Origin of the sequence: Mesorhizobium sp. B2-3-4 (assembly GCF_006442315.1) — a bacterium.
GTDB lineage: Bacteria > Pseudomonadota > Alphaproteobacteria > Rhizobiales > Rhizobiaceae > Mesorhizobium.
The window spans coordinates 1-25,999 of sequence record NZ_VFVY01000037.1 but is presented as its reverse complement, the minus strand read 5'-3'; the positions used below and the strand labels follow the sequence as shown (position 1 = coordinate 25,999).

24 protein-coding genes are annotated in these 25,999 nt (G+C 66.2%); 17 read left to right on the top strand and 7 right to left on the bottom strand.

The features are described 5' to 3' along the window. Nucleotides 1-129 precede the first annotated feature (129 nt). The gene (locus tag FJ967_RS32900; RefSeq protein WP_140736475.1) at nucleotides 130-1,197 is read right to left on the bottom strand and encodes a peptidase C39 family protein; all 1,068 of its coding nucleotides are present in this window, start codon (nucleotides 1,195-1,197) and stop codon (nucleotides 130-132) included. Nucleotides 1,198-1,467: 270 nt separating this feature from the next. Between FJ967_RS32900 and FJ967_RS32895 the strand changes: the two genes are divergently transcribed. The 9 genes from FJ967_RS32895 to FJ967_RS32855 all read left to right on the top strand — a co-directional run bounded on the left by FJ967_RS32895 (nucleotide 1,468) and on the right by FJ967_RS32855 (nucleotide 11,738). After that, the gene (locus FJ967_RS32895; RefSeq protein ID WP_181176228.1) at nucleotides 1,468-2,115 is read left to right on the top strand and encodes a TetR family transcriptional regulator C-terminal domain-containing protein; all 648 of its coding nucleotides are present in this window, start codon (nucleotides 1,468-1,470) and stop codon (nucleotides 2,113-2,115) included. After that, complete coding sequence (locus tag FJ967_RS32890) at nucleotides 2,112-3,035, top strand: LysR substrate-binding domain-containing protein (protein ID WP_140736473.1); 924 nt, start codon at nucleotides 2,112-2,114, stop codon at nucleotides 3,033-3,035. The genes FJ967_RS32895 and FJ967_RS32890 overlap by 4 nt, the downstream gene beginning before the upstream one ends. Before the next feature lie 166 nt (nucleotides 3,036-3,201). Next, entirely contained in the window at nucleotides 3,202-5,343 is a 2,142-nt protein-coding gene (locus tag FJ967_RS32885) for an acetate--CoA ligase family protein (RefSeq protein WP_140736472.1), read from the top strand. Nucleotides 5,344-5,352: 9 nt separating this feature from the next. Further along, nucleotides 5,353-6,522 carry an acyl-CoA dehydrogenase family protein gene (locus FJ967_RS32880; RefSeq protein WP_140736471.1) on the top strand — a complete coding sequence of 390 codons (1,170 nt, stop codon included), beginning with the start codon at nucleotides 5,353-5,355 and terminating at the stop codon, nucleotides 6,520-6,522. 37 nt (nucleotides 6,523-6,559) lie between these two features. Next, complete coding sequence (locus tag FJ967_RS32875) at nucleotides 6,560-7,393, top strand: ABC transporter permease (protein WP_140736470.1); 834 nt, start codon at nucleotides 6,560-6,562, stop codon at nucleotides 7,391-7,393. Beyond that, on the top strand, nucleotides 7,390-8,190 hold the full coding sequence (locus FJ967_RS32870) for an ABC transporter permease (RefSeq protein ID WP_140736469.1): 801 nt from the start codon (nucleotides 7,390-7,392) through the stop codon (nucleotides 8,188-8,190). Before FJ967_RS32875 ends, FJ967_RS32870 begins: the two co-directional genes overlap by 4 nt. Continuing rightward, the gene (locus FJ967_RS32865; protein WP_140736468.1) at nucleotides 8,187-9,299 is read left to right on the top strand and encodes an ABC transporter ATP-binding protein; all 1,113 of its coding nucleotides are present in this window, start codon (nucleotides 8,187-8,189) and stop codon (nucleotides 9,297-9,299) included. The genes FJ967_RS32870 and FJ967_RS32865 overlap by 4 nt, the downstream gene beginning before the upstream one ends. Next, nucleotides 9,292-10,344: an ABC transporter substrate-binding protein gene (locus tag FJ967_RS32860; protein ID WP_181176227.1), complete on the top strand. Its 1,053-nt coding sequence runs from the start codon at nucleotides 9,292-9,294 to the stop codon at nucleotides 10,342-10,344. The genes FJ967_RS32865 and FJ967_RS32860 overlap by 8 nt, the downstream gene beginning before the upstream one ends. A gap of 89 nt (nucleotides 10,345-10,433) precedes the next feature. Then, on the top strand, nucleotides 10,434-11,738 hold the full coding sequence (locus tag FJ967_RS32855) for an FAD-binding oxidoreductase (RefSeq protein ID WP_140736466.1): 1,305 nt from the start codon (nucleotides 10,434-10,436) through the stop codon (nucleotides 11,736-11,738). 33 nt (nucleotides 11,739-11,771) lie between these two features. Here FJ967_RS32855 and FJ967_RS32850 read toward each other — a convergent pair whose 3' ends face one another. Then, a complete protein-coding gene (locus FJ967_RS32850; protein WP_140736465.1) occupies nucleotides 11,772-12,404 on the bottom strand; it encodes an isoprenylcysteine carboxylmethyltransferase family protein in 633 nt (210 codons plus the stop codon). 261 nt (nucleotides 12,405-12,665) lie between these two features. On the opposite strand from FJ967_RS32850, the gene FJ967_RS32845 reads away from it, so the two are divergent. The 5 genes from FJ967_RS32845 to FJ967_RS32825 all read left to right on the top strand — a co-directional run bounded on the left by FJ967_RS32845 (nucleotide 12,666) and on the right by FJ967_RS32825 (nucleotide 16,423). Continuing rightward, complete coding sequence (locus FJ967_RS32845; RefSeq protein ID WP_140736464.1) at nucleotides 12,666-12,923, top strand: hypothetical protein; 258 nt, start codon at nucleotides 12,666-12,668, stop codon at nucleotides 12,921-12,923. A 27-nt stretch (nucleotides 12,924-12,950) separates the two neighbouring features. Then, nucleotides 12,951-13,745 (top strand): hypothetical protein, encoded by a 795-nt coding sequence (locus FJ967_RS32840; RefSeq protein ID WP_140736463.1) that lies wholly within the window; start codon nucleotides 12,951-12,953, stop codon nucleotides 13,743-13,745. 128 nt (nucleotides 13,746-13,873) lie between these two features. Beyond that, nucleotides 13,874-14,557: a winged helix-turn-helix domain-containing protein gene (locus FJ967_RS32835; protein ID WP_140736462.1), complete on the top strand. Its 684-nt coding sequence runs from the start codon at nucleotides 13,874-13,876 to the stop codon at nucleotides 14,555-14,557. 46 nt (nucleotides 14,558-14,603) lie between these two features. Continuing rightward, the gene (locus FJ967_RS32830) at nucleotides 14,604-15,968 is read left to right on the top strand and encodes an ATP-binding protein (protein WP_140736461.1); all 1,365 of its coding nucleotides are present in this window, start codon (nucleotides 14,604-14,606) and stop codon (nucleotides 15,966-15,968) included. Nucleotides 15,969-16,168: 200 nt separating this feature from the next. Continuing rightward, the gene (locus FJ967_RS32825; RefSeq protein ID WP_246675485.1) at nucleotides 16,169-16,423 is read left to right on the top strand and encodes a DUF1344 domain-containing protein; all 255 of its coding nucleotides are present in this window, start codon (nucleotides 16,169-16,171) and stop codon (nucleotides 16,421-16,423) included. A gap of 76 nt (nucleotides 16,424-16,499) precedes the next feature. On the opposite strand, the gene FJ967_RS32820 is transcribed toward FJ967_RS32825, so the two are convergent. Then, nucleotides 16,500-16,928, bottom strand: coding sequence for an Lrp/AsnC family transcriptional regulator (locus FJ967_RS32820; RefSeq protein ID WP_140736460.1), 429 nt, complete (start codon nucleotides 16,926-16,928; stop codon nucleotides 16,500-16,502). A gap of 128 nt (nucleotides 16,929-17,056) precedes the next feature. On the opposite strand from FJ967_RS32820, the gene FJ967_RS32815 reads away from it, so the two are divergent. Next, nucleotides 17,057-18,160, top strand: coding sequence for a saccharopine dehydrogenase family protein (locus FJ967_RS32815; protein WP_140736459.1), 1,104 nt, complete (start codon nucleotides 17,057-17,059; stop codon nucleotides 18,158-18,160). An 80-nt stretch (nucleotides 18,161-18,240) separates the two neighbouring features. Here the strand turns inward: FJ967_RS32815 and lpdA are convergent, their stop codons facing one another. The 4 genes from lpdA to FJ967_RS32795 form a co-directional block, all read right to left on the bottom strand. Then, nucleotides 18,241-19,638: a dihydrolipoyl dehydrogenase gene (lpdA, locus tag FJ967_RS32810; RefSeq protein WP_140736458.1), complete on the bottom strand. Its 1,398-nt coding sequence runs from the start codon at nucleotides 19,636-19,638 to the stop codon at nucleotides 18,241-18,243. 193 nt (nucleotides 19,639-19,831) lie between these two features. After that, on the bottom strand, nucleotides 19,832-21,160 hold the full coding sequence (locus FJ967_RS32805) for a dihydrolipoamide acetyltransferase family protein (RefSeq protein ID WP_140736457.1): 1,329 nt from the start codon (nucleotides 21,158-21,160) through the stop codon (nucleotides 19,832-19,834). A 16-nt stretch (nucleotides 21,161-21,176) separates the two neighbouring features. Continuing rightward, a complete protein-coding gene (locus tag FJ967_RS32800) occupies nucleotides 21,177-22,190 on the bottom strand; it encodes an alpha-ketoacid dehydrogenase subunit beta (protein ID WP_140736456.1) in 1,014 nt (337 codons plus the stop codon). A gap of 3 nt (nucleotides 22,191-22,193) precedes the next feature. Continuing rightward, nucleotides 22,194-23,426 (bottom strand): 3-methyl-2-oxobutanoate dehydrogenase (2-methylpropanoyl-transferring) subunit alpha, encoded by a 1,233-nt coding sequence (locus tag FJ967_RS32795; RefSeq protein ID WP_140736455.1) that lies wholly within the window; start codon nucleotides 23,424-23,426, stop codon nucleotides 22,194-22,196. Nucleotides 23,427-23,809: 383 nt separating this feature from the next. On the opposite strand from FJ967_RS32795, the gene FJ967_RS32790 reads away from it, so the two are divergent. Both FJ967_RS32790 and holA read left to right on the top strand, forming a co-directional pair. Next, a complete protein-coding gene (locus tag FJ967_RS32790; RefSeq protein ID WP_181176226.1) occupies nucleotides 23,810-24,646 on the top strand; it encodes a hypothetical protein in 837 nt (278 codons plus the stop codon). Nucleotides 24,647-24,701: 55 nt separating this feature from the next. Beyond that, nucleotides 24,702-25,745 (top strand): DNA polymerase III subunit delta, encoded by a 1,044-nt coding sequence (gene holA, locus FJ967_RS32785; protein ID WP_140736453.1) that lies wholly within the window; start codon nucleotides 24,702-24,704, stop codon nucleotides 25,743-25,745. Nucleotides 25,746-25,999: the final 254 nt, after the last annotated feature.

Sequence of the window (25,999 nt, the reverse complement as noted above, 5' to 3'; positions counted from 1 at the left end):
ATCCAGCCAGCATCTTGAATCACAAACACCTTGATTTGGGAATCCTACGATTCTCTCAAAGCAGGAAACGCTCTAGGAGCGCCGGGCGGGTTGCGGTAACGAGATACCGTTTGCCCTTCCCGACTGCCGCTAATCCCTCAGGCGTTGTCGCCCGACCAGCACGGCCGCGCGATAGGCCGGGTCGCCGTACCAGGCCATCCGGTCGAGTTCGGCCGCCATCACCGGGAGATCGACGACATCCATCGCCTGTTCGAGCCGGTCCGGTTCGATCCAGGGATCGTTGACGAAATACACCCCCTCGCCATGGCCGTGGACGAGCACCCAGTGCGGGCAGGTGTATCCCATCATCGGCGCCTGATCGATGAGCACCAGCGCCAGCAGCCCGCGATCGAGCGCCAACGCCAGTTCCTCGATGGCAAAGGCGCGCGGTTCGTTGGGCAGCGACGCGGCCTCGGCCTCGCGCTTGAAGCCCGTCTGCACGAACTCCATCAAGCCGCGCCTTTCCTGTGAGGCGGCGCGGTCGAGGAAGATCGGCTCGGCGCTGCTCATGAACAGTTCCGCCCGCAGCCCGCGCCGGTGCGCCGCCAGCGCAAGGCCGTAAGGGTCGCAGCCGCCCGGGCCGCTCGGACCGATGATCGTCGTGGCCTCGCGCCACAGCGCGACCTCCAGCGCCCGGTCCGGCGGCAGGGCCGGGTCGAGCCCGGCCATCGCCATGGCAAGCGCCGACGGCCCGCAGGTGAAGCCCGCCGTCTGCGGCCACGAGGGTGGGATGCGCTCTTGCCGTCGCGTCGGCTCGATGCCGATCCAGCGTTGCAGGAAACCGGCGCGCTGCTCCCAATGGCCGCCGAGGCGCGCAACCGTCGCCGCGTCGGCGCGCAGGCAGAGCACGTCCTGCCCGGACGCTTCCCTCTCCAGCGCCTCCAGCAGAAGCGGGCCGTCGGCCGTCACGGCGCCGGTCCAGAACAATGCGACCCGCATCATCGCCGCCGCCGGCCGCCTCTGGCCGACCACGAACGCCAGAGCATGCCCTTCAACGCTATACTGCACGACGCCGGTAACGCCGGCGATCTTCCGCAGGTCGGCCAGACGATCGGCGACCTCTGCCGGCACCGCCGCAGCCAGGCCCGCCCAGACGGCTGCGTCTTCGGCGGTGAAGACTGCCACACCAGCGCTGCTGGTCATCAGCGAAGTTGGCATGGGGTTGATCTCCGTCTGGTTTGCGGCACGACCGGCCAGAAGCTTGCGGCGTGCGGATAATCCCGTAGACTGATTGATCAGTCAATGAAGATCGTCCGGCTGGGCGAGCAATCGCCTTGGGGCTGGGGAGCACGTCCGATCATGGAGAGCCATTAGGTGTCGACGTTGGTGGTGCCGGCATCTCGCGAACTGGACGCCCGCCATCCACCAAACATTACCCGCCAGATCGAAAACCGGATACGACATGGCTCCAAGGGAGAACCAGCACCATTGAGCACCCCTGACAGGAAAGCCCGCGATGCCGAGAAGGTCGCCAGACGACGGCAGAGCCTGATCGAGGCGGCCATCACCGTCATCGCCGCCAAGGGCCTGCCGGGCATGACGCTGGCCGACGTGGCGCGCGAGGCCGGCTGCGGCTACGGCCTGGTCTCGTTCCATTTCGAGAGCAAGGAACGGCTGCTGCTCGCATCGCTCGACGCGCTGGTCGAGGAATACCGGGCGGCATGGCACGCGCGCAGCGACGCCCATGCGGATGCCGCCGGCAAGCTCGAAGCGTTGATCGACCTCGATCTCGGCTCCGATGTCGCCGACGACAGGCACATCGCCGTGTGGACGGCATTCTGGGCCGAGACCTCGCGCAATGCCGATTACCGGGCCCGCTTCAGCGACCTGAACAGCGCCTATCTGGCGCGGCTGGAACCGCTGATAGCCGCCCTTGCCGCCACCGAACCGGCGGCCGCCGACGTCAGCCTGATCGCCGGCGGGCTCAGCGCGCTGTTCGACGGGCTGTGGATCGACAGCCAGATCGGCGGCGGGCGAGGCGAAGCCGACTGGACGCGCGCACGCGCCACCTGCCGGGCCTATCTCCACGCCTTCTTCCCCGGAAGTTTCGGACCCGAAACGGACCCGCGCCCATGACCCTGCGCAAGCTTCTGCCGTCCCCCAACGCCATCTTCATGTTCGAGGCGGCGGCGCGTCATCTCAATTTCACCAGCGCGGCGCGCGAGTTCAACGTCACCCAGTCGGCGATCAGCCGCATGATCGCGCGGCTCGAAAGCCATCTCGAGGTCAAGCTGTTCGTGCGCGCGCCGACGGGCATCGACCTGACCGACGACGGTCGCCTGCTCTATGGCGCCGTCGGCAGCGGCTTCCAGCAGATCGAGATCGCGCTCGACGACATCAGGGCGCGCCAGGGCGAGGCCGGCACCGTGACGCTGTCGCTGTCGTCGGCCTTCGCCATGCACTGGTTCATGCCGCGCTTCGACCGCTTCCAGGCGTCGTTCCCGGGCATCGACCTGCGCTTCCAGCTGGTGCGCGGCGAGCCGACCGGGCCGATCGAGGATGTCGATCTCGCCATCCGTTACAACCAGCCGCCCAATGCTGAGCAACAGAGCTGGGAGCTGATGGAGGAGGTCGTGCTGCCGGTCTGCAGTCCCGCCTATCTCGACGAGCATGGCAGCCTCGACGATTGCGCCGACCTCAGCCGCCACACGCTTGCCCATCTCTCCGGCTCGCTGCGCATTCCCTGGCAGCGTTACCTCCAGCAATTCGACTATCCGCAGCCGGCGGGCAGCCGCAGCTTGACATTCTCCGATTACACGCTGGTCATCCAGGCGGCGATCAAGGGCCGCGGCATGGCGCTCGGCTGGTGGCATGTCGTAGCCCACGAACTGCTGCAGAAGGGGCTGGTCAAGGGCGCCAGGCATGAATTGCGCACCGGCGATCACTATTACCTGGTGGCAACGGCACGGCGCCCGCTGCGCAAGCCGGCTCTACTGGTGCGCGACTGGCTGCTCAACGAAATGGCCGTGCTGAAGCGGGAAATCCTCGCCGGCTAGGTCGCCATCTGGCCGACCCCCCCATGACTACAGATCATCGCCTCGTGACTATTCGGAGCGTGCGCGATCGTTTACCGGTCGTATAGTCGTTGCCAGCCGAACCCCGCCGGGACTGAAGAGGCGGGGACGGAACGAGGCTTCGGGAACAAGCCGTGGGAGCAGGGATTTGGCCGGAACCATCGCCGCGCTTGGCGGCATGACACAGACGCGGCACCGCCTCGATCCGTTGCTGCGGCCGGCCTCGATCGCTTTCGTCGGCGCCTCGGTCCGTCCCAACACGCCGGGCAACACCATGGTGCGCGCGGCGGCGATGGACGGTTATCGCGGCCGGCTCTACGCCATCAATCCGAAATATGACGCGGTGGAAGGCGTGCCTTGCCTCCCCGATCTGGCGAGCCTGCCGGAAGTGGTCGACCATGTCGTGCTGGGCGTTGCCAACGACTATCTCGAAAACAATCTGCTGGCCGCCGCGCGCCACGGCGCCAGGGCGGTCACCATCTTCGCCAGCTGCGACCTGACGGGTGCGGCCAACGACCCGCTCGCCGCCCGGCTGACCGACATCGCCCGCGAGGCCGGCATTGCCATTTGCGGTGGCAACGGCATGGGCTTCTGCAACCCCGGGATCGGCCTGCGCGTCTCCGGCTTCGCCGCCAATCTCCCGATGAAACCCGGCGGCGTCGCCTTGATCACCCAGTCCGGCTCGGCCTTCTCGGCGCTCGCCTATAACGACCAGCGGCTGAAATTCCAGCTCTGCGTCTCCAGCGGCCGCGAACTGACGACGACGGCGTCGGACTATGTCGACTGGGCGCTCGACCAGCCCGCCACATCGGTGATCGGCCTGTTCCTCGAAACGGCGCGCCGGCCGCAGGATTTCGCCCGCTGCCTGGAGAAGGCCGACCGCCTCGGCATTCCGGTGGTCGCCCTGAAGGTCGGGCGCACCGAGCTCAGTGCCGGCTTCGCCGCCAGCCACAGCGGCGCGATCGCCGGCGACAATGCCGCCTATGAGGCGCTGTTCGACAGATGGGGCGTCTTCAGCGTCGACACGCTGGACCAGCTCGCCGCCAATCTCACTCTGTTTTCGGCCGGCCGGCCGGCGGCAAAGGGTGGCCTGGCCAGCCTGCACGATTCCGGCGGCGAGCGCGAAATGGTCGCCGATCTGGCGGCCAGGGCCGGCGTGCCGTTCGCCGCGATCTCCGAGCACACCCGCGAGGGTCTGCGGCTGCATCTCGACAGCGGATTGCAGCCGGCAAACCCGCTCGATGTCTGGGGCTCGGGCCTCGATTTCGAAATCCATGTCGAGGCATGCATGGACGCCATGCTCGCCGATCCCGACACCGCCATCGGCGTGCTGTTCCAGGACATACGCGACGGTTCCTACATCGCCGAGGGTTTCACCCGCGCCGTCGTCCGCTCCAGCGCCAAGACCGGCAAGCCGCTGGCCGTGGTCAGCAACTACGCCACGGTCAACCATCGCGCGCTGGCGCTGGCGACGACCGAGGCCGGCGTGCCGGTCATCGACGGCACCGAGGAAGGCCTGCACGCCATCCGCAACCTGCTGGCATTCCGCGACCGCCGGGACGCGAGCCACACATTCGCGCGCGCCGTAGCGCGGGATGTCCGCGAACGCTGGCGCCGCCGCCTGGGCCGGCGCCAACCCCTCGGCGAAAGCGAAGCGCTGGCGCTGCTTTCCGATTACGGCATTGCCACGCCGCGCGTGATGGCGGCCGCCACGCAAGATGACGTTCTCGCCGCCGCGCGCCAGATCGGCTTTCCCGTTGCACTCAAGACCGCCGTACCCGGCATCCAGCACAAGTCGGATGTCGGCGGTGTCCGCCTCGGCCTTGGCGACGAACCGGCGCTGGCGGATGCCTATGCCGATATGGCCATGCGCCTTGGTCCGGAAGTGCTTGTCGCCGAGATGGCGCCGCAAGGCGTCGAGATCGCCTTCGGCCTGATCCGCGACCAGCAGTTCGGACCCTATCTGGTCGTCGCCTCCGGCGGCGTCTGGATCGAGGTGCTCAGGGACCGCGCCGTTGCCTTGCCGCCGCTCGGCCTCGAACAGGCGCACGCCTTGATAAGCCGGCTGAAGACCGGCCCGCTGCTCGACGGCGGCCGTGGCCGCCCACCCGCCGACAGGCAGGCGCTCGCCACCGCGCTCGCGCGCTTCTCGATGCTCGCCGCCGATCTCGGCGACCTCATCGACGAGATGGACGTCAACCCGCTCATGGTTTCCGACCGTGGCTGCATGGCCGTCGACGCGCTTCTGCTTGGCCGCCATGCCGGCCGTCAACACGATGAATCGCTTTAGAGGATCCCCATGAATTTCGACCTCAGCCCGCGCGAAAAGGAACTCTCGAAAAAGGGCCGCGATTTCTGCGACCAGGTGCTGTTGCCGCTGGAGGCGATCACCGACGAGCATGGCGAGTTGCCGATGGAGCGCCGCGAGGCGGTGCGGCAAGAGGTGCGCGACTGGGGCCTGGCCGGCATCAACCATTCGAAGGAGAATGGCGGGCTGGGCCTGACCATGGTCGAGCAGACGGCGATCGAGGAACAGCTCGGCCGTGTCACCAACGGCCTGTGGAGCTGCGTCTGGCGCCCGCCGGTCAGCCTGAAATTCGGCACGCAGGCGCAGAAGCAGGAGTATCTCATCCCGTCCTCGCATGGGCACCGCCGCGGCGCCTTCGCCATCACCGAGCCGGAGGCAGGCTCCGACCCGCGCCGCGTCAAGACAGGCGCGGTGCTGAAGAACGGCAAATGGCATCTCACCGGCGAGAAATGGTTCGTCACCTCCTACAACGCGTCCGATTTCGCCATCGTCCATGCCCATGTCGACGACGACCCCGACAAGCCGACCCTGTTCCTCGTCGACAAGCCGGTAAACAACATGGTGCATCTGCGCTCGCCGAAATTCATGCACAATTTCGCCTTCGACCATGCCGAGCTTCGCTTCGAGGGCACAGCGATAGGCGAGGACAAGATGCTGGGCCGGATCGGCCAGGGGCTGGAGCTGACCAAGGACTGGTTCGTCGAGGCGCGGCTGCAGATCGCCTCGCATGCCGTCGGCGCCGCGACGCGCGCCGCCGAGATCGCCAATGATTATGCGACCACACGCCACCAGTTCGACCGACCGATCCGAGACTTCCAGGGCGTGGAGTTCATGCTGGCCGACATGGCGGTCGAGATCTTCGCCGCCAAGTCGATGCTCTACCGCGTCGCCTGGGAGATCGACCACGGGCTCGACCGCAAGCGCGTGCACGCCCATGCCAGCGCGCTGAAGCTCTATTGTTCGGAAGCCGCCGGCCGCGTCATCGACAAGGCGCTGCAGGTGCTGGGCGGGCGCGGCTACATGCGCGAAAACCCGGTCGAGCGGCTCTACCGCGACATCCGCGTCGACCGCATCTGGGAAGGCACGTCGGAGATCCAGCGCGTCGTCGTCGCCGGCCAGATCCGCAAGCGCGGCATGGCCGTGTTCAGCGAGGTGGCCTGATGCCTTCGTCCGGCGATCGCGGCAGGGGCGTGCGGTGATGTCGCGCCGGCATGTCGAGACCGCATGCCTGCTCGGCCCGGCGCTGGTCGTGCTGGCGCTGCTGTTCGTGGTGCCGCTGGCAAGGCTGTTCTCGCTCGCCTTTACCGATCCGGCCGGACCTTTCGCCACTTTCGGCGTGCTCGCCGAAAGCGCGGTCTACCGCCAGGTGATGTGGAACACCTTTGTCGTCGCGGTGATCGTGACGGCGCTTTGCGTGCTGCTTGCCTGGCCGGTCGCCTATGTGCTCTCGCGCCTCGAGGGCGTCTGGTTCGGCCTTGCGCTTTATGGCGTGCTGTTTCCGTTCTGGATTTCGGTTCTGGTGCGCACCTTTTCCTGGATGCTGCTTCTGGAGCGCAACGGGCCGATCAACCGTCTCTTGATGGCGACCGGAATCACCGAGGCGTCGCTGGCGCTGCTCTTCAACAATGTCGGCGTGCTGGTCGGCATGATCCACGTTCTGTTGCCCTACATGATCCTGCCGCTCTACGGCGCCATGGTCCGCATCGACCGCCGCCTGTTGCTGGCCAGCGACGGCCTCGGCGCCAGCCTCGCCGACACCTTCCGGCGCATCTACCTGCCGCTCTGCGTGCCCGGTCTTGCCGGCGGCGCGACCTTCGTCTTCCTGCTGTCGCTCGGCTTCTTCATCACGCCGGCCCTGCTCGGCGGCTCGAACGCCATCACCCTGTCGATGCTGATCGCCAGCTTCGTCAACGACAGACTGGCCTGGTCGCTCGCCGCCGCCGGCTCGCTGGCGCTGCTGGCAATCGTGCTGGTGCTGATGGCGCTGACCGCAAGGCTGCTGCCGATCGAGAGGGGGCTGTTCGCGCGATGAACAGGCTGCCGCTCCCGCTGCGTGTATCAGCCAATGCCGGCGCCAGCCTGGTGCTCGCCTTCCTGGTGCTGCCGATCCTGGCCGTGGTGCCGGCCTCCTTCAACAAGGCGAGCTTCATCTATCTGCCGCCGCGCGCCTGGTCCGGCGTCTGGTACGAGCGCTTCCTCGCCGATCCGGAATGGCGCACCTCGCTCATCAACAGCGTCGAGGTCGCGACGCTGGCGACCGTCATCGCCGTGACGCTCGGCACGCTGGCGGCGATCGGCCTGCGCCGCATCGACGGACGCTGGCGCACACTGGTCACCGGCCTGTTCCTGGCGCCGATGATCGTGCCGGTCATCGTCACGGCCGTCGCGCTCTACCGCAGCGCGCTCGATGTCGGCCTCTCCGGCACCATCCTGGGCATGAGCCTCGGTCATGCCATACTGGCGTTGCCTTTCGTCGTCATCAATGTCGGCATCGCCTTGCGCGCCGTCGACGACAACTGGCTGCGCGCCGCCGCCGGCCTGGGCGCCGGCCCATGGCGGATCTTCCGCGACGTCACCTTGCCCAACATCACGCCGGGCATCGTCGGCGGCGCCATCTTTGCCTTCATCACCTCCTTCGACGAGGTGATCATCGCCGTGTTCATGGCCGGCTACGCCTCCAAGACCTTGCCGGTGAAGATCTGGGAATCGATCCGGCTCGAATTCACGCCGGTCATCGCGGTCGCCGCCACCGTGATGATCGCGCTTGCCATCGTGCTGTTCGCACTGGCGCAAATCTTTAGCCGCAAGACCGGGAGCCCGAGCCGATGACCGCCATCCAATCGGGACAGTCGCTGCGTCTGACCGGCGTCTCCAAGAATTATGGGAGCTTCAGGGCGCTGGAACCGACCGACCTCCTCGTCAACCCGGGCGAATTCCTGACGCTGCTCGGGCCCTCGGGTTCGGGCAAGACGACGCTGCTCAACCTCACCGCCGGCTATGTCGAACCGACCGTGGGCGAAATCCGCATCGGCGAGCGCGACGTCACCCGCCTGCCCGCCCGTCACCGCAACATCGGCATGGTGTTCCAGAACTATGCGCTTTTCCCGCATATGAGCGTCGGCGAGAACGTCGCCTATGGTTTGAGCGTGCGGCGCCTGCCCAAGCCGGAGATCGCGCGTCGTGTCGGCGAAATCCTGTCGCTGATGCGGCTCGACGGTTTCGCCGACCGCGCGGTGCAGCAGATGTCGGGCGGCCAGCAGCAGCGCGTGGCGCTGGCCCGCGCGCTGGTCATCGAGCCCGACGTGCTCTTGATGGACGAGCCGCTCGGCGCGCTCGACAAGCAGCTGCGCCGCTCGGTGCAGCTCGAACTGCGCCGGCTGCACCAGAAGCTTGGCCGCACCACCATCTACGTCACCCACGACCAGGAGGAGGCGCTGGTGCTCTCCGACCGCGTCGCGGTGATGGACGGCGGCCGCATTCAGCAACTGGGAACGGTCGACGACCTCTACGATCGTCCCGTCAACGCCTTCGTCGCCGGCTTCATCGGCGAATCCAACCTTTTGCCCGTGCGCGTCCTCTCGACATCGGGCGGACAGGCCTCGGTCGATGTCGAGGCGTTCCGCAGGACGATTGCCGTCGATGCGGCTCCCGGCACCGCGGCGGGCAAGCCGGCGCGGCTGTTGATCCGGCCCGAGCATGTCGAGCTCGGCCGCGATGGCGAGGGCGTCGCCGCCGAGATCGTTGAGGTGATCTATCTCGGCGAACTGACGCAGCTCACCTTGCGGCTCGAGAGCGGCGAGACGCTCGCGGCACGGCAGATAACCGACCGCACCTTGCGGGCCGGGGCCAGGGTGCATGTCACCTGGAAGCCGGGCCATGTCCGCGCGGTCCCCCATTCCCCATCCAAACCCACCAAAACGGAGAAAGCCGATGCATAGGCGTACTTTCCTTCTGACGGCAGCGGGCGGCCTGCTGGCCGGCGCGACGGGTCTTCCGCGACTGGCCCGCGCAGCGGACCGGCCCTTCACCTTCACCTCCTGGGGCGGCGCCCTGTCCAACGCCGAAAAGGCGGCCTTCATCGATCCGTTCGGCCAGCTCAAGGGCATTCCGGTGGTCAACACCTCGCCGACCGAGACCGCCAAGATCAAGGCCATGGTCCAGGCCAAGGCTGTCGAATGGGATCTTGTCGATGTCGGCGGCCGCACGGTGTGGCAGGGCGCCGGCGAAGGGTTCCTGGAGCCGGTCGACGTCTCGAAAATCCCCAACGCCGCCGCGCTCGACAAAGGCTGGGTGGCGCCCAACGGCATCGCCACCTCGACCGGCGCCACAATCATGGCCTGGTCGAAGACCGCCTTCCCGGATGCCGGGCCGCAATCCTGGGCCGATTTCTGGGACGTGAAGCGCTTTCCCGGGCCGCGCGGCCTCTACCGCTTCTTCTACTACAATTACGAAGCCGCCCTCTTGGCCTCGGGCCTGAAGCGCGAGGAGGTGTTCCCCTACACGACCGAGAAGGCCGATATGGCGATGGCCAAGATCAAGGAACTGAAGCCGCATGTCAGCGTCTGGTGGGGCAGCGGCGCGCAGCCGCCGCAGCTGCTCTCGTCGGGCGAACTGGCGCTGTCCTCGGCCTGGAGCGGCCGCGTGCTGGCGGCGGAAGCCGAAGGCGCGCCGGTCGGCTTCACCTACAAGGACGGCATCGCCTGGGCCAACTGGTGGGTCATTCCCAAGGGCTCGCCCAATGTCGACCTCGCGCATCAGGCGATCGACTTCGCGCTTGCCGAAGCGCAGCAGGCGAAGCTGCTCGACCTCAAGACCTACGGCCCGGTGCTTTCCGCCGCGACATCGGGCGCCGACGCCGAGACGAAGAAAATCCTCGTCATGGCCCCCGACAACATCAAGGACATGCTGATCCTCAACGAGGGCGAGGCCAACAAATACTCCATCGCCTATGAGGAAAAGTGGAACCAGCTGATGCTGCAGTGACCCCTGTCGCCGGCATGGCCGATCCCGGATTGGCCATGCCGGAACACCGGGCCACGTCAGCGCCAACCGATCACTTACTGGGGAAAGACATGCACGCTGAGCAACCCTTGGCCTTGCCGGCCAGCCTGTGGGCGGCCACCGCCGCGCCCGCGCCGGCCTATGCCAGCGCGAATGGCGATGCCGTGGCCGATGTCGCCATTGTCGGGGCCGGCTATACCGGCCTCAGCACGGCCCTGCACCTGTCGCGGGCCGGCCGGAAGGTGGTCGTGGTGGAAGCCAGCGAACCCGGCTGGGGCGCCTCCGGGCGCAATGGCGGCCAGATCATCGCCGGGCTGAAACACGATCCCGACACGCTGGAGGCGAAATTCGGCAGGCAGCTGGGCGCGGCCATCACCAGGAGCTTCGGCGCCGGCGGCGATCTGGTCTTCGACATCATCGGGAAGTACCGTATCGACTGCCATGCCCGGCGCACCGGCTGGATCCAGGGCGCGCACGGACCGGGGCCCTTCTCGGACATCGTCGCACCCCGCTTCCGGCAATGGCGCGCCAGGGGCGTCGAGGCCCGCCTGCTCGATACGGGCGAGATGGCCGAACTCACCGGCTCGGCGCCCGGCGCCTATCATGGCGGCTGGTTTGACCCTCGCGGCGGCGTGCTGCAACCGTTGAGCTATGCGCGCGGGCTGGCGGCGGCTGCGATTTCCGAGGGCGCGACCGTGCTGGCGCGGTCGCCGGCGCTTGGGCTGCGTCGCGATGGCGACCACTGGCTGATCGATCTCGGGCAAACATCGGTCCGTGCCGGACAGGTCGTGCTGGCCACCAACGCCTATACCGGGAAACTGTGGCCGGGCCTGCGTCAGACCGTCATCCCCGTGAGCAGTTTCCAGATCGCCACGCAGCCGCTGGCGCCGGCACTGCGCGGCACGATCCTGCCCGGCGGCCAGGGCGTCGCCGACACCAGGCGGCTGCTGCTCTATTTCCGGCTCGACCACGAGGGCCGGCTGGTCATGGGCGGACGCTCGCCCGTCGACGACAACCCGACCATGGACGACGCGGCACCACTCAAGGCGGCTCTTGCCCGCATCTTTCCGCAGGCTGCCGGCGCGCCGGTCGAATTCGTCTGGAGCGGCAAGGTCGCGATCACCAAGGACACGATGCCGCATATCCATATGCTGGCGCCAGGCCTGTTCACGGCGCTCGGCTGCAACGGGCGCGGCGTCGCGGCCTGCACCACGATCGGAAAGCTGCTCGCCGATCTCGCTCTGGGCACCGCGCCGGCCGACCTTCCGTTCCCGGTCACCGTGCCCGACCGTTACGCCCTGCACGCCTTGCGCAAGGTCGGCGTGTTCGCCTTCAGCCAGTATTACCGGCTGCTCGACAGCCGCAGCGCCGCGTGAAGCTCGGGATGATTAGCCGGATAATTTACCTGCTCAGTAGAGCGTGAGGAAAGCCGGCAGCAACCCGCTTTCCCGGAAATACTCGACCAGTTCGATGATCGGGAAGATGGCTAGGAAATAGAGCCCGTCAAAGAAGGTGCGCTTCAGCGCCCGGGTGGAGAACTGCAGCTCGTCATTGTCGCGGTAGAGCAGCGGGTTCGGCCAGAACCGGGGTGTCGCCTTGATGTAGGCGCTATAGGCCGGGCCGAACTTGCCCAGGAGAAAAGCGGCTTCCTTGCGCGCCGTGACACGGAAGATCAGGAAGCTGGCGACGCCAAGGGCCGCGGCCGCCACCAGCGAGCCGTAGAGCAGGCCGATGCCGACAGCGCCGACCGTCGAGAAGAAGTAGAGCGGGTTCTGGCTCATCGAGAACGGCCCCGTCGAGACCAGTTCCTCGTTCTTCTTGCCGCCGACATAGAGGATGCTCCACAGCCGGCCGGCGACGCAGATCAGCACCAGGCAGAAGCCGATCAGTTCGAGCGTCTCGTGGCCATCCGAGCCTTCGTTGAGCGCCGGTTTGGTCAGGAACAGGAATAGCACCGCCAGCGCCGCCGCGACGCGGATGAAGATCAGCCGCTTGCGCTGGACGAAAGCCTGTGAGGCCGGCTTGAGGGACGCGTAGGTCATTGGTGTTTTCCTTGGGCTCTGGCCGGCCCGGGAGCACTGGGGCATGAGATTGATGGCGGATACAAGGCAGTGGCCTTCTATCAGCGCACCGCGAACCCGCCGTAAAGTCCTTTTGGCGGCAAGGTGGCCATTCTTACGAAATTGTATGTCCCCGGACAGGCTGCAGTGAAGTCGCTTCCCTATCGTCTGGATGCCGGATCGCCACTTAGGGGCGGTTTTATTGCGGCACAGACAAACCGACATCGAACAGGGAATAGTTTCATGAAAAGATTTGCTTTTGCCGCGGCGGCGGCCGCACTCGCCGTCTCCGCTTCGATCTGCGCCGCTTCCGCCGCTACAGCGCCATGCGAAGAGACATTGAAGGCGCTGCGCGCCGCCGAGGCGCAAGCCAAGCTCGGCACCGCCGACAAGGCCAAGGTGTCTGAGCTGGAAAGCAAGGGCATCGAGCGCTGCAACGCCGACGACGACAAGCGCGCCGACGATTTCTTCGCCCAGGCCATGAAGGTCATGGGCAAGTAATCCCTATCGTCACCGAGGAGCCCAGCCATGCTTGCGCCCAGTACCCATTCCGTCGGTCCGGCCCATAACAGGGTACCCGATGTCACGCTCGATTTCTGGCTCATCAAGCTGATGGCCGTCACCATGGGCGAGACGGCGGCCGACTATCTCGCCGTCAATCTCGGCCTCGGCCTGACCGCCACCTCGCTGATCATGACCGGTGTCCTGGTCGTCGCCATCGTCCTGCAGTTCGCGCAGAAACGTTACGTGCCCTGGGCCTACTGGCTGGCGGTGGTGCTGATCAGCGTCGTCGGCACACTGATCACGGACAACCTCGTCGACAATTTCGGCGTGCGCCTGCAGACCACGACCATTGCCTTCTCCGTGCTGCTTGCGGCGACATTCGCGGTCTGGTACGCGGCCGAGCGGACGCTGTCGATCCACACCATCTTCACCACGCGGCGCGAAATCTTCTACTGGCTGGCGATCCTCTTCACCTTCTCGCTCGGCACCGCCGCCGGCGACCTCGTCGTCGAAAGCTTCGACATGGGCTACCTCACCACCGGCCTTTTGTTCGGCGGCGTGATCGTGCTCATCACGCTTGCCTGGTATCTCATTCACCTCAATGCCATCCTGGCCTTCTGGCTCGCCTATATACTGACCCGGCCGCTGGGCGCCTCCTTCGGAGATTTTCTGTCGCAGCCGACCGAATATGGCGGCCTCGGCCTCGGCACCACCTTCACCAGCCTGATCTTCCTCGGCTGCATCGTCGCGCTCGTCCTCTACATGACACTGAAGAAGACCGCCGACGATGCCGACGAGATCCTGCTCGAATCGGATTAGGCTGCGGCGGCTGCCAGTCTTGCGACCATCTCCGGCCTTGCGACCATCCCCAGCCTTGCGACCATCCTAGGAACGAACCCGTGCCGGTGATAGCCTGTCCCCGATATCGGCAGTCAACCGGAACAGAGATGCGATTACTTCTCGTCGAAGACGACCACAGGACGGCGGACTATATCGTGCGCGGCCTGACCGAGGCCGGCCATGTCTGCGACCTCCTGCGCAACGGCCATGACGGGCTGTTCGCCGCGACCAGCGGCGGCTACGACGTGATCGTTGCCGACCGGATGATCCCGGGTCTCGACGGCCTGTCGATGGTCAAGGCGGTGCGCGCCGCAGGCGTGCACACGCCGGCGATCTTCCTCACCTCCGTCGGCGGCATCGACGACCGCGTCGAGGGGCTCGAGGCCGGCGGCGACGACTATCTGGTCAAGCCTTTTGCCTTTTCCGAGCTGCTGGCCCGCATCAACGCGCTCGGCCGGCGCCCTGCCGCGCAGGAGCAGAAGACGGTGCTCAGGGTCGGCGACCTCGAAATGGACCTGATCATGCGGCGCGTCGTCAGACAGGGCCAGCCGATCGACCTGCAGCCCAGGGAATTCAGCCTGCTCGAAGTGCTGATGCGCGGCGAGGGTCGCGTCATCACCCGCACCATGCTTCTGGAGCGTGTCTGGGACTTCCATTTCGATCCCAAGACCAGCGTCGTCGAGACCCATATCAGCCGGTTGCGGGCCAAGGTCGACAAGCCGTTCGAGACCCAGCTCATCCACACCATCCGCAACACCGGCTACAGCCTGCACGCGCCGCTCTCCCAATGATCGCGACATCGAGTGATCGCGATATGCCGATGACCGCAAACTTCGCATGACCGCCACCTGGACCCGCCTGCTGCGCAGCACGCCGTTCCGGCTCGCTTTGACATTCGCCTTCCTGTTCATGCTGGCCTTCGTGCTGTCGGGCGCCATCGTCTACCAGATGATGAGCGCCGACCTCGCCGAGCAGCTCGACGACACCATCAAGGAAACCTACTCCGTCGTCGCCGCCACCTATACGGACGACGACACCCGCGAGCTGGTGGAAACGGTTCAGAACCACTCCGCGCGCAGCCTGAAGAAGGAACAGCTTTTCTCGCTGACCGACGCCGCCGGCAACCGCCTGGCCGGCAATTTCACCGCGGCCGGACTTCCCGACGGCTTCTCGATGTTCGGCGCCGAAATGCCCGGCCTGCCTCCCGACACCGAGTATCGCGCCTATACCGGCTCGGTCGGCGGCAACAATCTGACGGTTGCCTTCAGCCTGTCCGAGACGGAAGAGCTGGAGACGATCATGCTGATGAGTTTCGGCTGGGCGACCCTCATCATCACCGGCCTCGCGGTCACCGGCGGCGCCCTGCTCGCCTCGCGCGTCCAGCGCCGCCTCGACGGCATCGCCGCCACCATGGTCGACGTCTCGCATGGCCGGCTCGGCACCCGCATCCCGCTGACCGGCAAGGACGACGACATCGACATCGTCTCCGGCCAGGTCAACGCGGCGCTCGACCGGCTGTCGGCGCTGGTGGAAGGCATGAAGCAGGTCAGCGCCGACATCGCCCATGATCTGAAGACGCCGCTCAACCGCCTGCAGATGATCCTGGAGAGCGCCGCCGACAAGGCCGCGCGGCGCCAGGACGTCTCCGAGGAGCTGGCCGACGCGCGCGGCGAGGGCCACCAGATCAACGAGACCTTCGATGCGCTGCTGCGCATCGCCCAGATCGAGGCCGGCGCGCGCAAGGCGCGCTTCACCGATGTCGATCTCGGCGCGATCCTGCAGACCATCGCCGAGATCTACACCGGCGTGGCCGAGGATGACGGCAAGTCGCTGTCGCCGCCACGGCTCGACGAGACGGCTGGCCGGATCCATGGCGACCGTGAACTGTTGACGCAGATGGTCGCCAATCTGGTCGAGAACGCGCTGCGCCACTGTCCGCCCGGCACCTCGATCAAACTGTCGGTGACGCGCCAGGGCGACCGCGTGCTCGCCGGCGTCGCCGACAACGGCCCCGGCATTCCCGCCGACGAGCGCGAAAAAGTCTTCCAGCGCCTCTACCGGCTGGACCACAGCCGCTCGACGCCGGGCAGCGGCCTTGGCCTCAGCCTCGTCAGGGCCATCGCCGACCTGCACGGCGCATCGATCACGCTGGAGGACTGCCGGCCCGGCCTGGCAGTGGTGGTGAGTTTTCCGCTGGCTTAGCCGGCGAAATCATGGGCTCTTCTCGCGCGACGTGCCCGCCCGCCGCCTTACCCATCCGTAATGCCCCGGCAAGCCGCTCGAAAACTCGCCTCGCTAGGATCGGTTCATCTTCCCTCGACGGGAGGGAAGCCGGCCGGTGACAGCCGGCCCTATCGAAGTCGGACCGTTCCGGCATGACCACAACCATCAGGAGAATGACCATGAAGACATTCGTCATCGTCACCGCAGCCATGCTCGCTGCGGCAATGTCCACGGCCGCCTTTGCCAGGACAGTCACCAGCACCATTGCCAGTGTCGACGCCAAAGGCGACGCCATAACCCTGGCCGACGGCAAGACGCTGAGCTTGCCGGAAAACATCGAGGTCGAGACGTTGAAAGCCGGCGAGAAGGTGATCGTCACCTACTCGACCAAGTCGGGCAAGTCGCTGGTGTCGGGCATCCAGCCCGCCAGGTAGGCGGAGCAGCCGGGCCCTCGCGGCCCGGCATCTCCCTCGTCGCACGCCTGTGCCGGAGGACGGTTGCGGCCTCGGGTCACCGGTCGATGCGCGTCGACAGGATGATCGACGACGACGTCCGCTCGACCCCTTCCATGGCACCGATCTGGTCGAGCAGCGTGTCGAGGTCGCGGATCGACGGCGCGTCGACGATGACGATCATGTCGAAATTGCCGCTGACCGAATGCAGCGTCCTGACCGGCGGCAGCGCCTGCAGCGCGCGCACAACCGTATCGGCCAGCTTGGGCGTGACGGTGAGCAGCACATGCGCCCTGACCAGGCCCTGCTCGTAGTCGGGCGCCAGCCTGACACCATAGCCAGAGATGATGCCGCGCTGCTCCAGCCGCTCGATGCGGCTTTGCACCGTCGTGCGCGACACGCCGAGCCGCCGCGCCAGCTCAGCCGTCGAGGCGCGCGCGTTGGCGCGCAGCAGGGAAAGCAGGGCTTGTTCGGCTTCACTGAGCATTTCGACGAATTCCTTCGGCGGATTGCCTAAAGATAGGTTTCACTTTGCAGGATTTCACGCTTCTTTTCGACAGGCAAGCTGCGATGATTCTCTGATCTAACCGAATTTTGGCAGGGGTACACTTGATCATGAAGAACATCGTTATCGTCGGCGCCGGCAAGATCGGCTCGACCATCGCCGAAATGCTCGCCGAGACCGGTGACTACCGTGTCACCCTGGTCGACCGCTCGGCCGCGCAGCTCGCCGCGGCGGAAGTGCCCGCCGGAGTCGAGACGCTCGAACTCGATATCGCCGCGCCCGGCGCGCTCGAAGCAGCGCTGGCGGGCAAGTTCGCCGTGCTGAGTGCCGCCCCCTTCCACCTCACCACGCGCATCGCCGAAGCGGCGGCCGCCGCCGGCGTGCACTATCTCGACCTGACCGAGGATGTCGTCTCGACCCGCCGCGTCAAGGAACTGGCCAAGTCGGGCAAGAGTGCCTTCATTCCGCAATGCGGGCTGGCGCCGGGCTTCATCTCGATCGTCGCCAATGATCTCGCCAGCCGCTTCGACACGCTGGAAAGCGTGCGCATGCGCGTCGGCGCGCTGCCGCAATACCCGTCCAACGCGCTGAACTACAATCTGACCTGGAGCACCGACGGCGTCATCAACGAATATTGCGAGCCTTGCGAGGCGATCGTCGAGGGCGAGCTGGTGGAAGTGCCGCCGCTCGAGGAACGCGAGGAATTCTCGCTCGACGGCGTCACCTACGAAGCCTTCAACACGTCGGGCGGCCTCGGCACGCTGGCCGAGACGCTGAAGGGCAAGGTCCGCACGCTGAACTACCGCACCATCCGCTATCCCGGCCATGCCGCCATCATGAAGGCACTGCTCAACGATCTCGGCCTGCGCCACCGCCGCGATGTGCTCAAGGACATTTTCGAAAGTGCCTTGCCGGCAACGCTGCAGGACGTGGTCATCGTCTTCGTCACCGTCTCGGGCCGCAGACAAGGCCGCCTGCTGCAGGAGACCTACGCCAACAAGATCTATTCGCGCCGCGTCGGCCAGAGCGTGCGCAGCGCCATCCAGATCACCACCGCGTCCGGCATCTGCGCCGTGCTCGACATGCTGGCCGACGGCTCGCTGCCGGCGACCGGTTTCGTCAAGCAGGAAGACATCGCGCTCGACACCTTCCTCGCCAACCGCTTCGGCCGCGCCTACGCCCAGCACGATATGGTGACCCGGCTGGCGGGGTGAGGAGCGCCAACGCTTTTTCCTTCTCCCGTTGATCGGTGCGCGCCTTTCCTCTCCCCCGTCGATCGGGGGAGAGGAAAGGGCTAGATATGCAGCGCGTGGCCGAGCGCCTTGAGCGCGGCTTCCTGGAACCCTTCGCCCTGCGTCGGGTGCGCATGGATGGTGCCGGCTATGTCCTCCAGCCGCGCGCCCATTTCCAGCGCCAGCCCGAACGAAGCCGCCAGTTCCGATACGCCCTGCCCGACCGCCTGGATGCCGAGCACCAGATGATTGTCCGCCCGCGCCACGACGCGCACGAACCCGTCTTCGCCGAGCCTGGTCATGGCGCGGCCATTGGCGGCAAAGGGGAACATGCCGATCTTGATCTCGCCGCCGAGCGCCTTGGCCTCTTCCGGCGACAGGCCTGACGTGACCAGTTCGGGATCGGTGAAGCAGACGGCGGGGATCGAACGCTTGTCCCAGCTTCTCTTGTGGCCGGCGACGATCTCGGCGACCATTTCTCCTTGCGCCATCGCCCGGTGCGCCAGCATCGGCTCGCCGGTGACGTCGCCGATGGCGAAGACGCCTCGCATCGAGGTCCGGCACTGGTCGTCGATCCTGATGAATTTGCCGGCCATGTCGAGATCGATCTGGTCGAGGCCCCAGCCCTCAGTCACCGGCCTGCGCCCGACCGTCACCAGGATCTTGCCGGCGGCGACCTTGGCGGTCTTGCCGTCGGATGTCTCGACCAGCAGCGCGTCGCCCTTCGTCGACGGGCCCTTGGCCTTGGCGCCCGTCATCACCTCGATGCCGAGCGCGGCGAGCCGTTTCACCACCGGCCGGGTCAGCTCGGCATCATACTGCGCCAGCACGCGCGGCAAGCCCTCGACCACGGTCACCGCTGCGCCCATCCTGGCGAAGGCCATGCCGAGCTCCAGCCCGATATAGCCCCCGCCCACCACCGCCAGTTTCCGCGGAATCTCGTTCAGGGCCAGCGCGTCCGTGGACGATATCACGGGCCCGCCGAACGGCAGGAAAGGCAGTTCGACCGGCGCCGAGCCGGTGGCGATGACGATCGTCTCGGCCCGGATCAGCTGGCTGCCGGTCTCGGTCTCGACCTCCACGGTCTTGCCGTCGCGGAACGTCGCCCAGCCCTGCACGGTCTTCACCCCGGCCTTCTTCAGCAGGCCGGCAACGCCGCTGTTGAGCCGGCTGACGATCCCGTCCTTCCAGGCGACGGTTTTGGCCAGGTCGAGCACCGGCGCGGCAACCGAAATGCCGAGCGGGCTCTTGCCGCCGGCCATGTGCGAGACCTTCTCGAACTCCTCCGCCGCATGGATAAGCGCCTTGGACGGGATGCAGCCGACATTCAGGCAGGTGCCGCCCGGCTTGCCGGCTTCAACGATGACAGTATCGACTCCGAGCTGGCCGGCACGGATGGCGCAGACATATCCGCCCGGACCGGCGCCGATGACGAGCAGCTTGCAGGAGATTTCTTTCATGTTGACACGCTCTTTCTGGCGAAGGCCCCCTCATCCGGCCGCTTCGCGGCCGCCTTCTCCCCGTTGCGGAGAAGAGACTGGCGCCGGCTTCGGCAACCTCCGCTCCCCTCGGGGAGAGGTCGGATTGCCCGGAATTGCTCTTGCAATTCGGCTGGCAATCCGGGTGAGGGGGACCTTGCGACCGTCATCCCCTCTAATCCACGAAGATCAGCGCCGGGGTTTCCAGCAGCGCCTTGATCCGTTGCACGAAGACCGCCGCGTCCCAGCCGTCGATCACCCGGTGGTCGAAACTCGACGACAGGTTCATCATCTTGCGCGGCACAAACTGCGTGCCGTCCCACAGCGGCCGCACCATCATCTTGTTGACGCCGATGATCGCCACTTCCGGGTGGTTGATCACAGGCGTGGTCGCAACGCCACCCATGGCGCCGAGCGAGGTGATGGTGATGGTCGAGCCGGACAGTTCGTCGCGTGTCGCCGTTCCCGACTTCGCCGCCTCGGCCAGCCTGGCGACCTCCGCGGCGCAGTCCCAGATGTCGCGCGCCTCGGCGTGCCTGATCACCGGCACCACCAGCCCCGTCGGCGTCTGCGCGGCGATGCCGATATGGATGCCGCCATGCTGGTGGATGATGCCGGCCTCGTCGTCGAACAGCGAATTGAGCTGCGGCTGGTCCGCGATCGCCTTGACCATCGCCCGCATCAGGAACGGCAGCAGCGTCAGCTTGGGCCTGTCGCCCCCGCCCTTGGCCGGGCGCTTCTCCTTGTTGAGCGCGGCGCGCAACGCCTCCAGCGCGGTGACGTCGATTTCCTCGACATAGGTGATGTGGGGAATGCGCGATTTCGACACCGTCATCTTCTCGGCGATCTTGCGCCTGAGACCGACCAGCTTGATGTCGTCCACCGCCTCGTTGCGCACGAGACCCGGCGCCTTGGCCATCTGCGGCCCGCGCGCCAGGAAGGCCTCGATGTCCTCGTGACCGATGCGCCCGGCCGGGCCGCTTCCCGCGACCTGCCTGAGGTCGATACCCGCCTCTTTGGCACGCAGGCGCACGGCGGGCGACGCCAGCGGCTTCTCGCCTTCCGGACGCGGCGCGCCGGAGACGGAAAGCCGCGAAGCATTCTTCGATGCGGCCGGTGCGGCTTTCGTTTCCGGGCCGCTGGTCTCGGGCGCCTTCGCGACCGGGGGAGCGGTGTCGGGTTTCGGCGTCGGCAGTTTCGCCGGCGGCTCCGCCGTCACCGTTTGCGGCTTGGCGCTGCCCTGCGCCGGCGCGTTGCCCTCGCCCGCCACCTTCAGCCGCACGATCGGCGAGCCGATCGCCACCGTGTCGCCGATCTCGGCGCCCAGCCACAGGATCTCGCCATCGACGGGCGACGGGATTTCCACCGTCGCCTTGTCGGTCATCACGGCGGCGAGCACGGTGTCCTCGCGCACGACATCGCCGATCTTGACATGCCATTCGACCAGTTCGGCCTCGGCGACGCCCTCGCCGACATCGGGCAGCTTGATGATGTGTTCGCCCATCTCAGGCCCCCATTTCCTACGTTTGTAATGTTTCGATGAGAGCGCGGCCGACACGGGCTGGCCCGGGAAAATAGTCCCACTCCTGCGCATGCGGATATGGCGTGTCCCAGCCGGCGACGCGCGCCACCGGCGCCTCCAGATGGTAGAAGCAGTTTTCCTGCACCAGCGCCGACAGCTCGGCGCCGAAGCCCGAGGTCAGCGTCGCCTCGTGCACGACCACGCAGCGCCCGGTCTTCTTCACCGAGGCCACGATCGTATCGAGATCGAGCGGCAGCAGGGTCCGCAGATCGATGATCTCCGCGTCGATGCCCGTTTCTTCCGCCGCGGCCTGGGCGACATAGACCATGGTTCCGTAGGCAAGCACCGTGACATCGGAGCCTGCCCGGCGGATCGCGGCCTTGCCGAGCGGCACCGTATAATGGCCGTCGGCGACCTCGCCGAGTTCATGCTTCGACCAGGGCGTCACCGGCCGGTCGTGATGGCCGTCGAAGGGGCCGTTGTAGAGCCGCTTCGGCTCGAGGAAGATCACCGGATCGGGATCCTCGATCGCCGCGATCAGCAGGCCTTTTGCGTCATGCGGGTTGGACGGCACCACCGTCTTGAGGCCCGACACATGCGTGAACAGGGCTTCCGGGCTCTGGCTGTGGGTCTGGCCGCCGAAAATGCCGCCGCCGGTCGGCATGCGCACCACGATCGGGCAGGTGAAATCGCCATTGGAGCGGTAGCGCAGCCGCGCCGCCTCCTGCGTCAGCTGGTCGTAGGCCGGATACATGTAGTCGGCAAACTGAATCTCCACGCACGGCTTCAGCCCGTAGGCCGCCATGCCGATGGCGGAGCCGACGATGCCGGATTCGTTGATCGGCGCGTCGAAGCAGCGGTTCTTGCCGTATTTGGCCTGCAGCCCGTGGGTGACGCGGAAGACGCCGCCGAAGAAGCCGACATCCTCACCGAAGACGACGACTTTCTCGTCGCGCCCCATCGACACGTCCATGGCGTCGCGAATGGCCTCGATCATGGTCCGTCTTGGCATGGCTCAGACTCCCGCCTGCTGGCGCTGGCGCCTGAGATGCGGCGGCATCTCGGCATAGAGCCCTTCGAACATGTCGCGCGTCGACGGCTTGCCGCCGGCATGCAGCGTGCCGTGGCTTTCGGCCTCCTTCTGCGCCGCGATCACCGTGTCGAGGATTTCGGCCTCGGCCTGCGCGTGTCGCTCGTCCGACCAAACGCCGAGCTTGATGAGATGGTTCTTCAGCCGCACCACCGGATCGCCGAGCGGCCAGGCGTCGGACTCGGTTTTCGGCCGGTAGGCCGATGGATCGTCCGAGCTCGAATGCGCGCCGGCGCGATAGGTGACATACTCGACCAGCGTCGGCCCGAGATTCCTGCGTGCGCGCTCCGCCGCCCATTTGGCGACAGCATGGACGGCCAGATAATCATTGCCGTCGACGCGCAGCGACGGGATGCCGAAACCGAGGCCCCTGGCCGCGAACGTGCCGGAGCCGCCACGCGCGATGCCCTGGAACGTCGAGATCGCCCACTGATTGTTGACGACGTTGAGGATGACCGGCGCCTTGTAGGTGGAGGCGAACACCAGCGCCGAGTGAAAATCGGATTCCGCCGTCGAACCGTCGCCGATCCAGGCGGCCGCGATGCGCGAATCGTTGGAAATGGCCGAAGCCATCGCCCAGCCGACCGCCTGGATGTATTGCGTCGCCAGATTGCCGGAGATCGAGAAGAAGCCGTGCTCCTTCGATGAGTACATGATCGGCAGTTGCCGGCCCTTCAGCGGGTCGGCCTCGTTGGAATAGATCTGGTTCATCATCGTGACCATCGGATAGCCGTCGGCGATCAGCAGGCCGGCCTGGCGATAGGTCGGGAAGTTCATGTCGCCGGGCGCCAGCGCCTTGCGGAAGGCGCAGCTCACCGCCTCCTCGCCCAGATGCTGCATGTAGAAGGAGGTCTTGCCCTGCCGTTGCGCCATCTGCATGCGCGCGTCGAAGGTCCTGAGCGTCATCATATTGCGCAGCCCTTCCAGCAACTCCTCGCTGGACAGCAGCCCGGCCCACGGCCCGACCGCCTCGCCATTGCGGTTCAGCACGCGGATGATCGAAAAGGCCATGTCGCGGATGGTGCGCGGATCGACCTCGATGTCCGGGCGCGGCACCGAGCCGGCCTCGGCGATGGTCACATTGGAAAAGTCGGGCGTGCCGCCGGGCCGCACTTCCGGCTCGGGAACGTGAAACCGCAACATCCCAGCATCGGCCATGACCGCAAGTCCTCCAATGTTGCCTGATGTGGATATTCGCATATCGCCCCACCAGTGCCAATTTCGTCGGCACGCCTCCGGCCCGGGCCGCGACGAGCGATCCAGTCCCCGCACCAAGATGAAGATATGTCCGCGAAATTTCTTGTCGATGTTGGGCGCGGGCGCGCAATTTGGTGAATGGTTGGAGGCGCGTTGCCGCAACAGGCGGCAAACGCCACGCTCGGCGATTAAGGTTGCGCCGCCTGTTCCGCCGATCCTATCCTGACTGTATCGTTCGAGCGAGGCAGGACATGAGGAGAAGATCGAAGATCTTCGTCGTATTCGCGATTGTGGCGTCACTGGTCGGAGTCGCTCGACAGGCATTCGCTCAATCGGATGACTGCATGAGCATCTTCTATCGCACGAAAGATGCCGGCTGCCTCGATCGTCTGGTCGCAAGCCTGGATCGAACACCGCCCGGTATCGAGAACGGTGCAATCATCGGATTCTTCGCGGCGTTGTTCGACAGTTCGCCGCAGATGCGTCGGACCCTGCTCGATGCCGTGCATTCCAATCGCGCGGCAGCCACCTATTTCATCGCCTTGAGCAAGGCTGGCCTCGCCGACGAAGCTCGGCGTTTTGCGTCGGCCCATGGGCTGGAGGGAGCCATATCGGGCAACCCCACTTTGCTGAAGGACGTGAGGCCTGTCTCCGTGCCTTTGGACAATGATCTGCTGATCGGCGCCTATATGGCGACAGGGGACCTGTCCTACGTGGATCATATCCTGGAGAATCTTCGCGACAGCCGTGACGGAATGGCCGCGGACGCGATCCGGATGGGGCTTCTCATGGGCAAATTCGGCGGCCCCGCTCCGGGTCGCCCCAACATCATGACCATCGCCGCTTGCCGGAAATACGGATGCCCCAGGAACCAGCCCTCTGAAGACATGATGCGCGAAATGACGATAGCATCGGCCGTATGGGCTGTTGGATCGCTGGCGAAGAACGATGTCGCAATCAAACAGGAACTCGACCGCTTCGTCCGGGCTGACCTTCGCCTGAGCGCGATTTACGAGACGGAACAGAATGCCTTCGCCAGATATCTGACCCTGGTGACCTTGTGGTCGGCCAACAAGGACAGTTCCCTCGACGAAGCATTGATGGACTACGAGCGCCTCGGTGCCGCCGACGCATTGCTCAAGCCTGACCGCCTCCCGCAATCGCCCGACGACAAGAAATAGCTGCCGGCATCAACCTTTGTTCACCCGGCGCGCGCATCGTGCTAACCACCCTGCCATGGCACAGAAGAAAGCATTCGAGGTCGACGGTTGGCTGGCAAAGCCGGATCCGCGCATCTCGATCGTCCTGCTCTACGGCCCCGATCGCGGCCTGGTCTCCGAGCGGGCGAAGGCCTTTGCCGCGAAGACCGGCCTGGCGCTCGACGATCCCTTCTCCGTCGTGCGGCTGGAAGGCTCCGAAGTCGATCGCGACGAGGGCCGGCTGCTCGACGAGGCCCGCACCGTACCGATGTTTTCCGACCGCCGGCTGCTGTGGGTGCGCAACGCCACCGGTCAGAAGGCCCTGGCCGACGACGTCAAGGCGCTGACGGCGGAGCCAGCGCGCGACGCCATCGTCCTGATCGAGGCCGGCGACCTGAAGAAAGGTGTCGGCCTGCGAGCTGTCGTCGAGGCGGCGGACAACGCCATGGCGCTGCCCTGCTATGCCGACGAGGTCCGCGACATCGAAGCCATCATCGACGAGGAACTGCGCAAGGCCGGCATGACCATCACGATGGAAGCGCGCCAGGCTTTGCGCCGCAACCTCGGCGGCGACCGGCTGGCCTCGCGCGGCGAGATCGACAAGCTGGTGCTTTACGCCCATGGCCAGAAGGAGATCGGCCTCGACGACATCAAGGCGTTGTCCGGCGACGTCTCCGGCGCCTCTTTCGACGATGCCGTCGATGCGATTCTCGACGGCAAGGTCGGCGACTTCGACACCGCCTTCACGCGCCATTGCCAGGGTGGCGGCCCGCCCTTCCTGGTGTTGTCCTCGGCGATGCGGCAGCTGCAGCAGATGCAGGTGATGCGCGGCCAGATGGAATCGGGCGGCCGCAACGCCGCGTCCGTCGTCGCCGCCGCGCGTCCGCCGGTCTTTTTCGCCAGGCGCAAACTGGTGGAGAGGACGCTGGAGCGCTGGAACAGCGAAGCGCTTACCCGTGCGCTGACCCGGCTGCATCAGGCCGTGCTGCAGACAAGGCGCCGGCCTGACCTGTCCGTGGCGCTGGCGAGACAGGCGCTGCTTGGCATCGCGGTGGAGAGCGCGAGATTGGCGCAGCGCTGAAGATCGGCCCATCTCCCCACGAGGGCAGGGCAATCGCATATGATTTTGGGAATTCGGATGCCGGTATGCGTTGACCGGCGTCATCCGCGGGCTTGTCCCGAGAATCTACCGGCTTCCGTGAACGGGTCGCGCAGGCCCGAGGGGGCGCTGTCCCGCTAACTGCCCGATTGACGCGCCGTCGGCGCCGCCCCTTGTATCTGCACGGAGGAGAGTTTGTGCGATGTAAGCGACTGAGCCTCGGACCGGATGGCCAT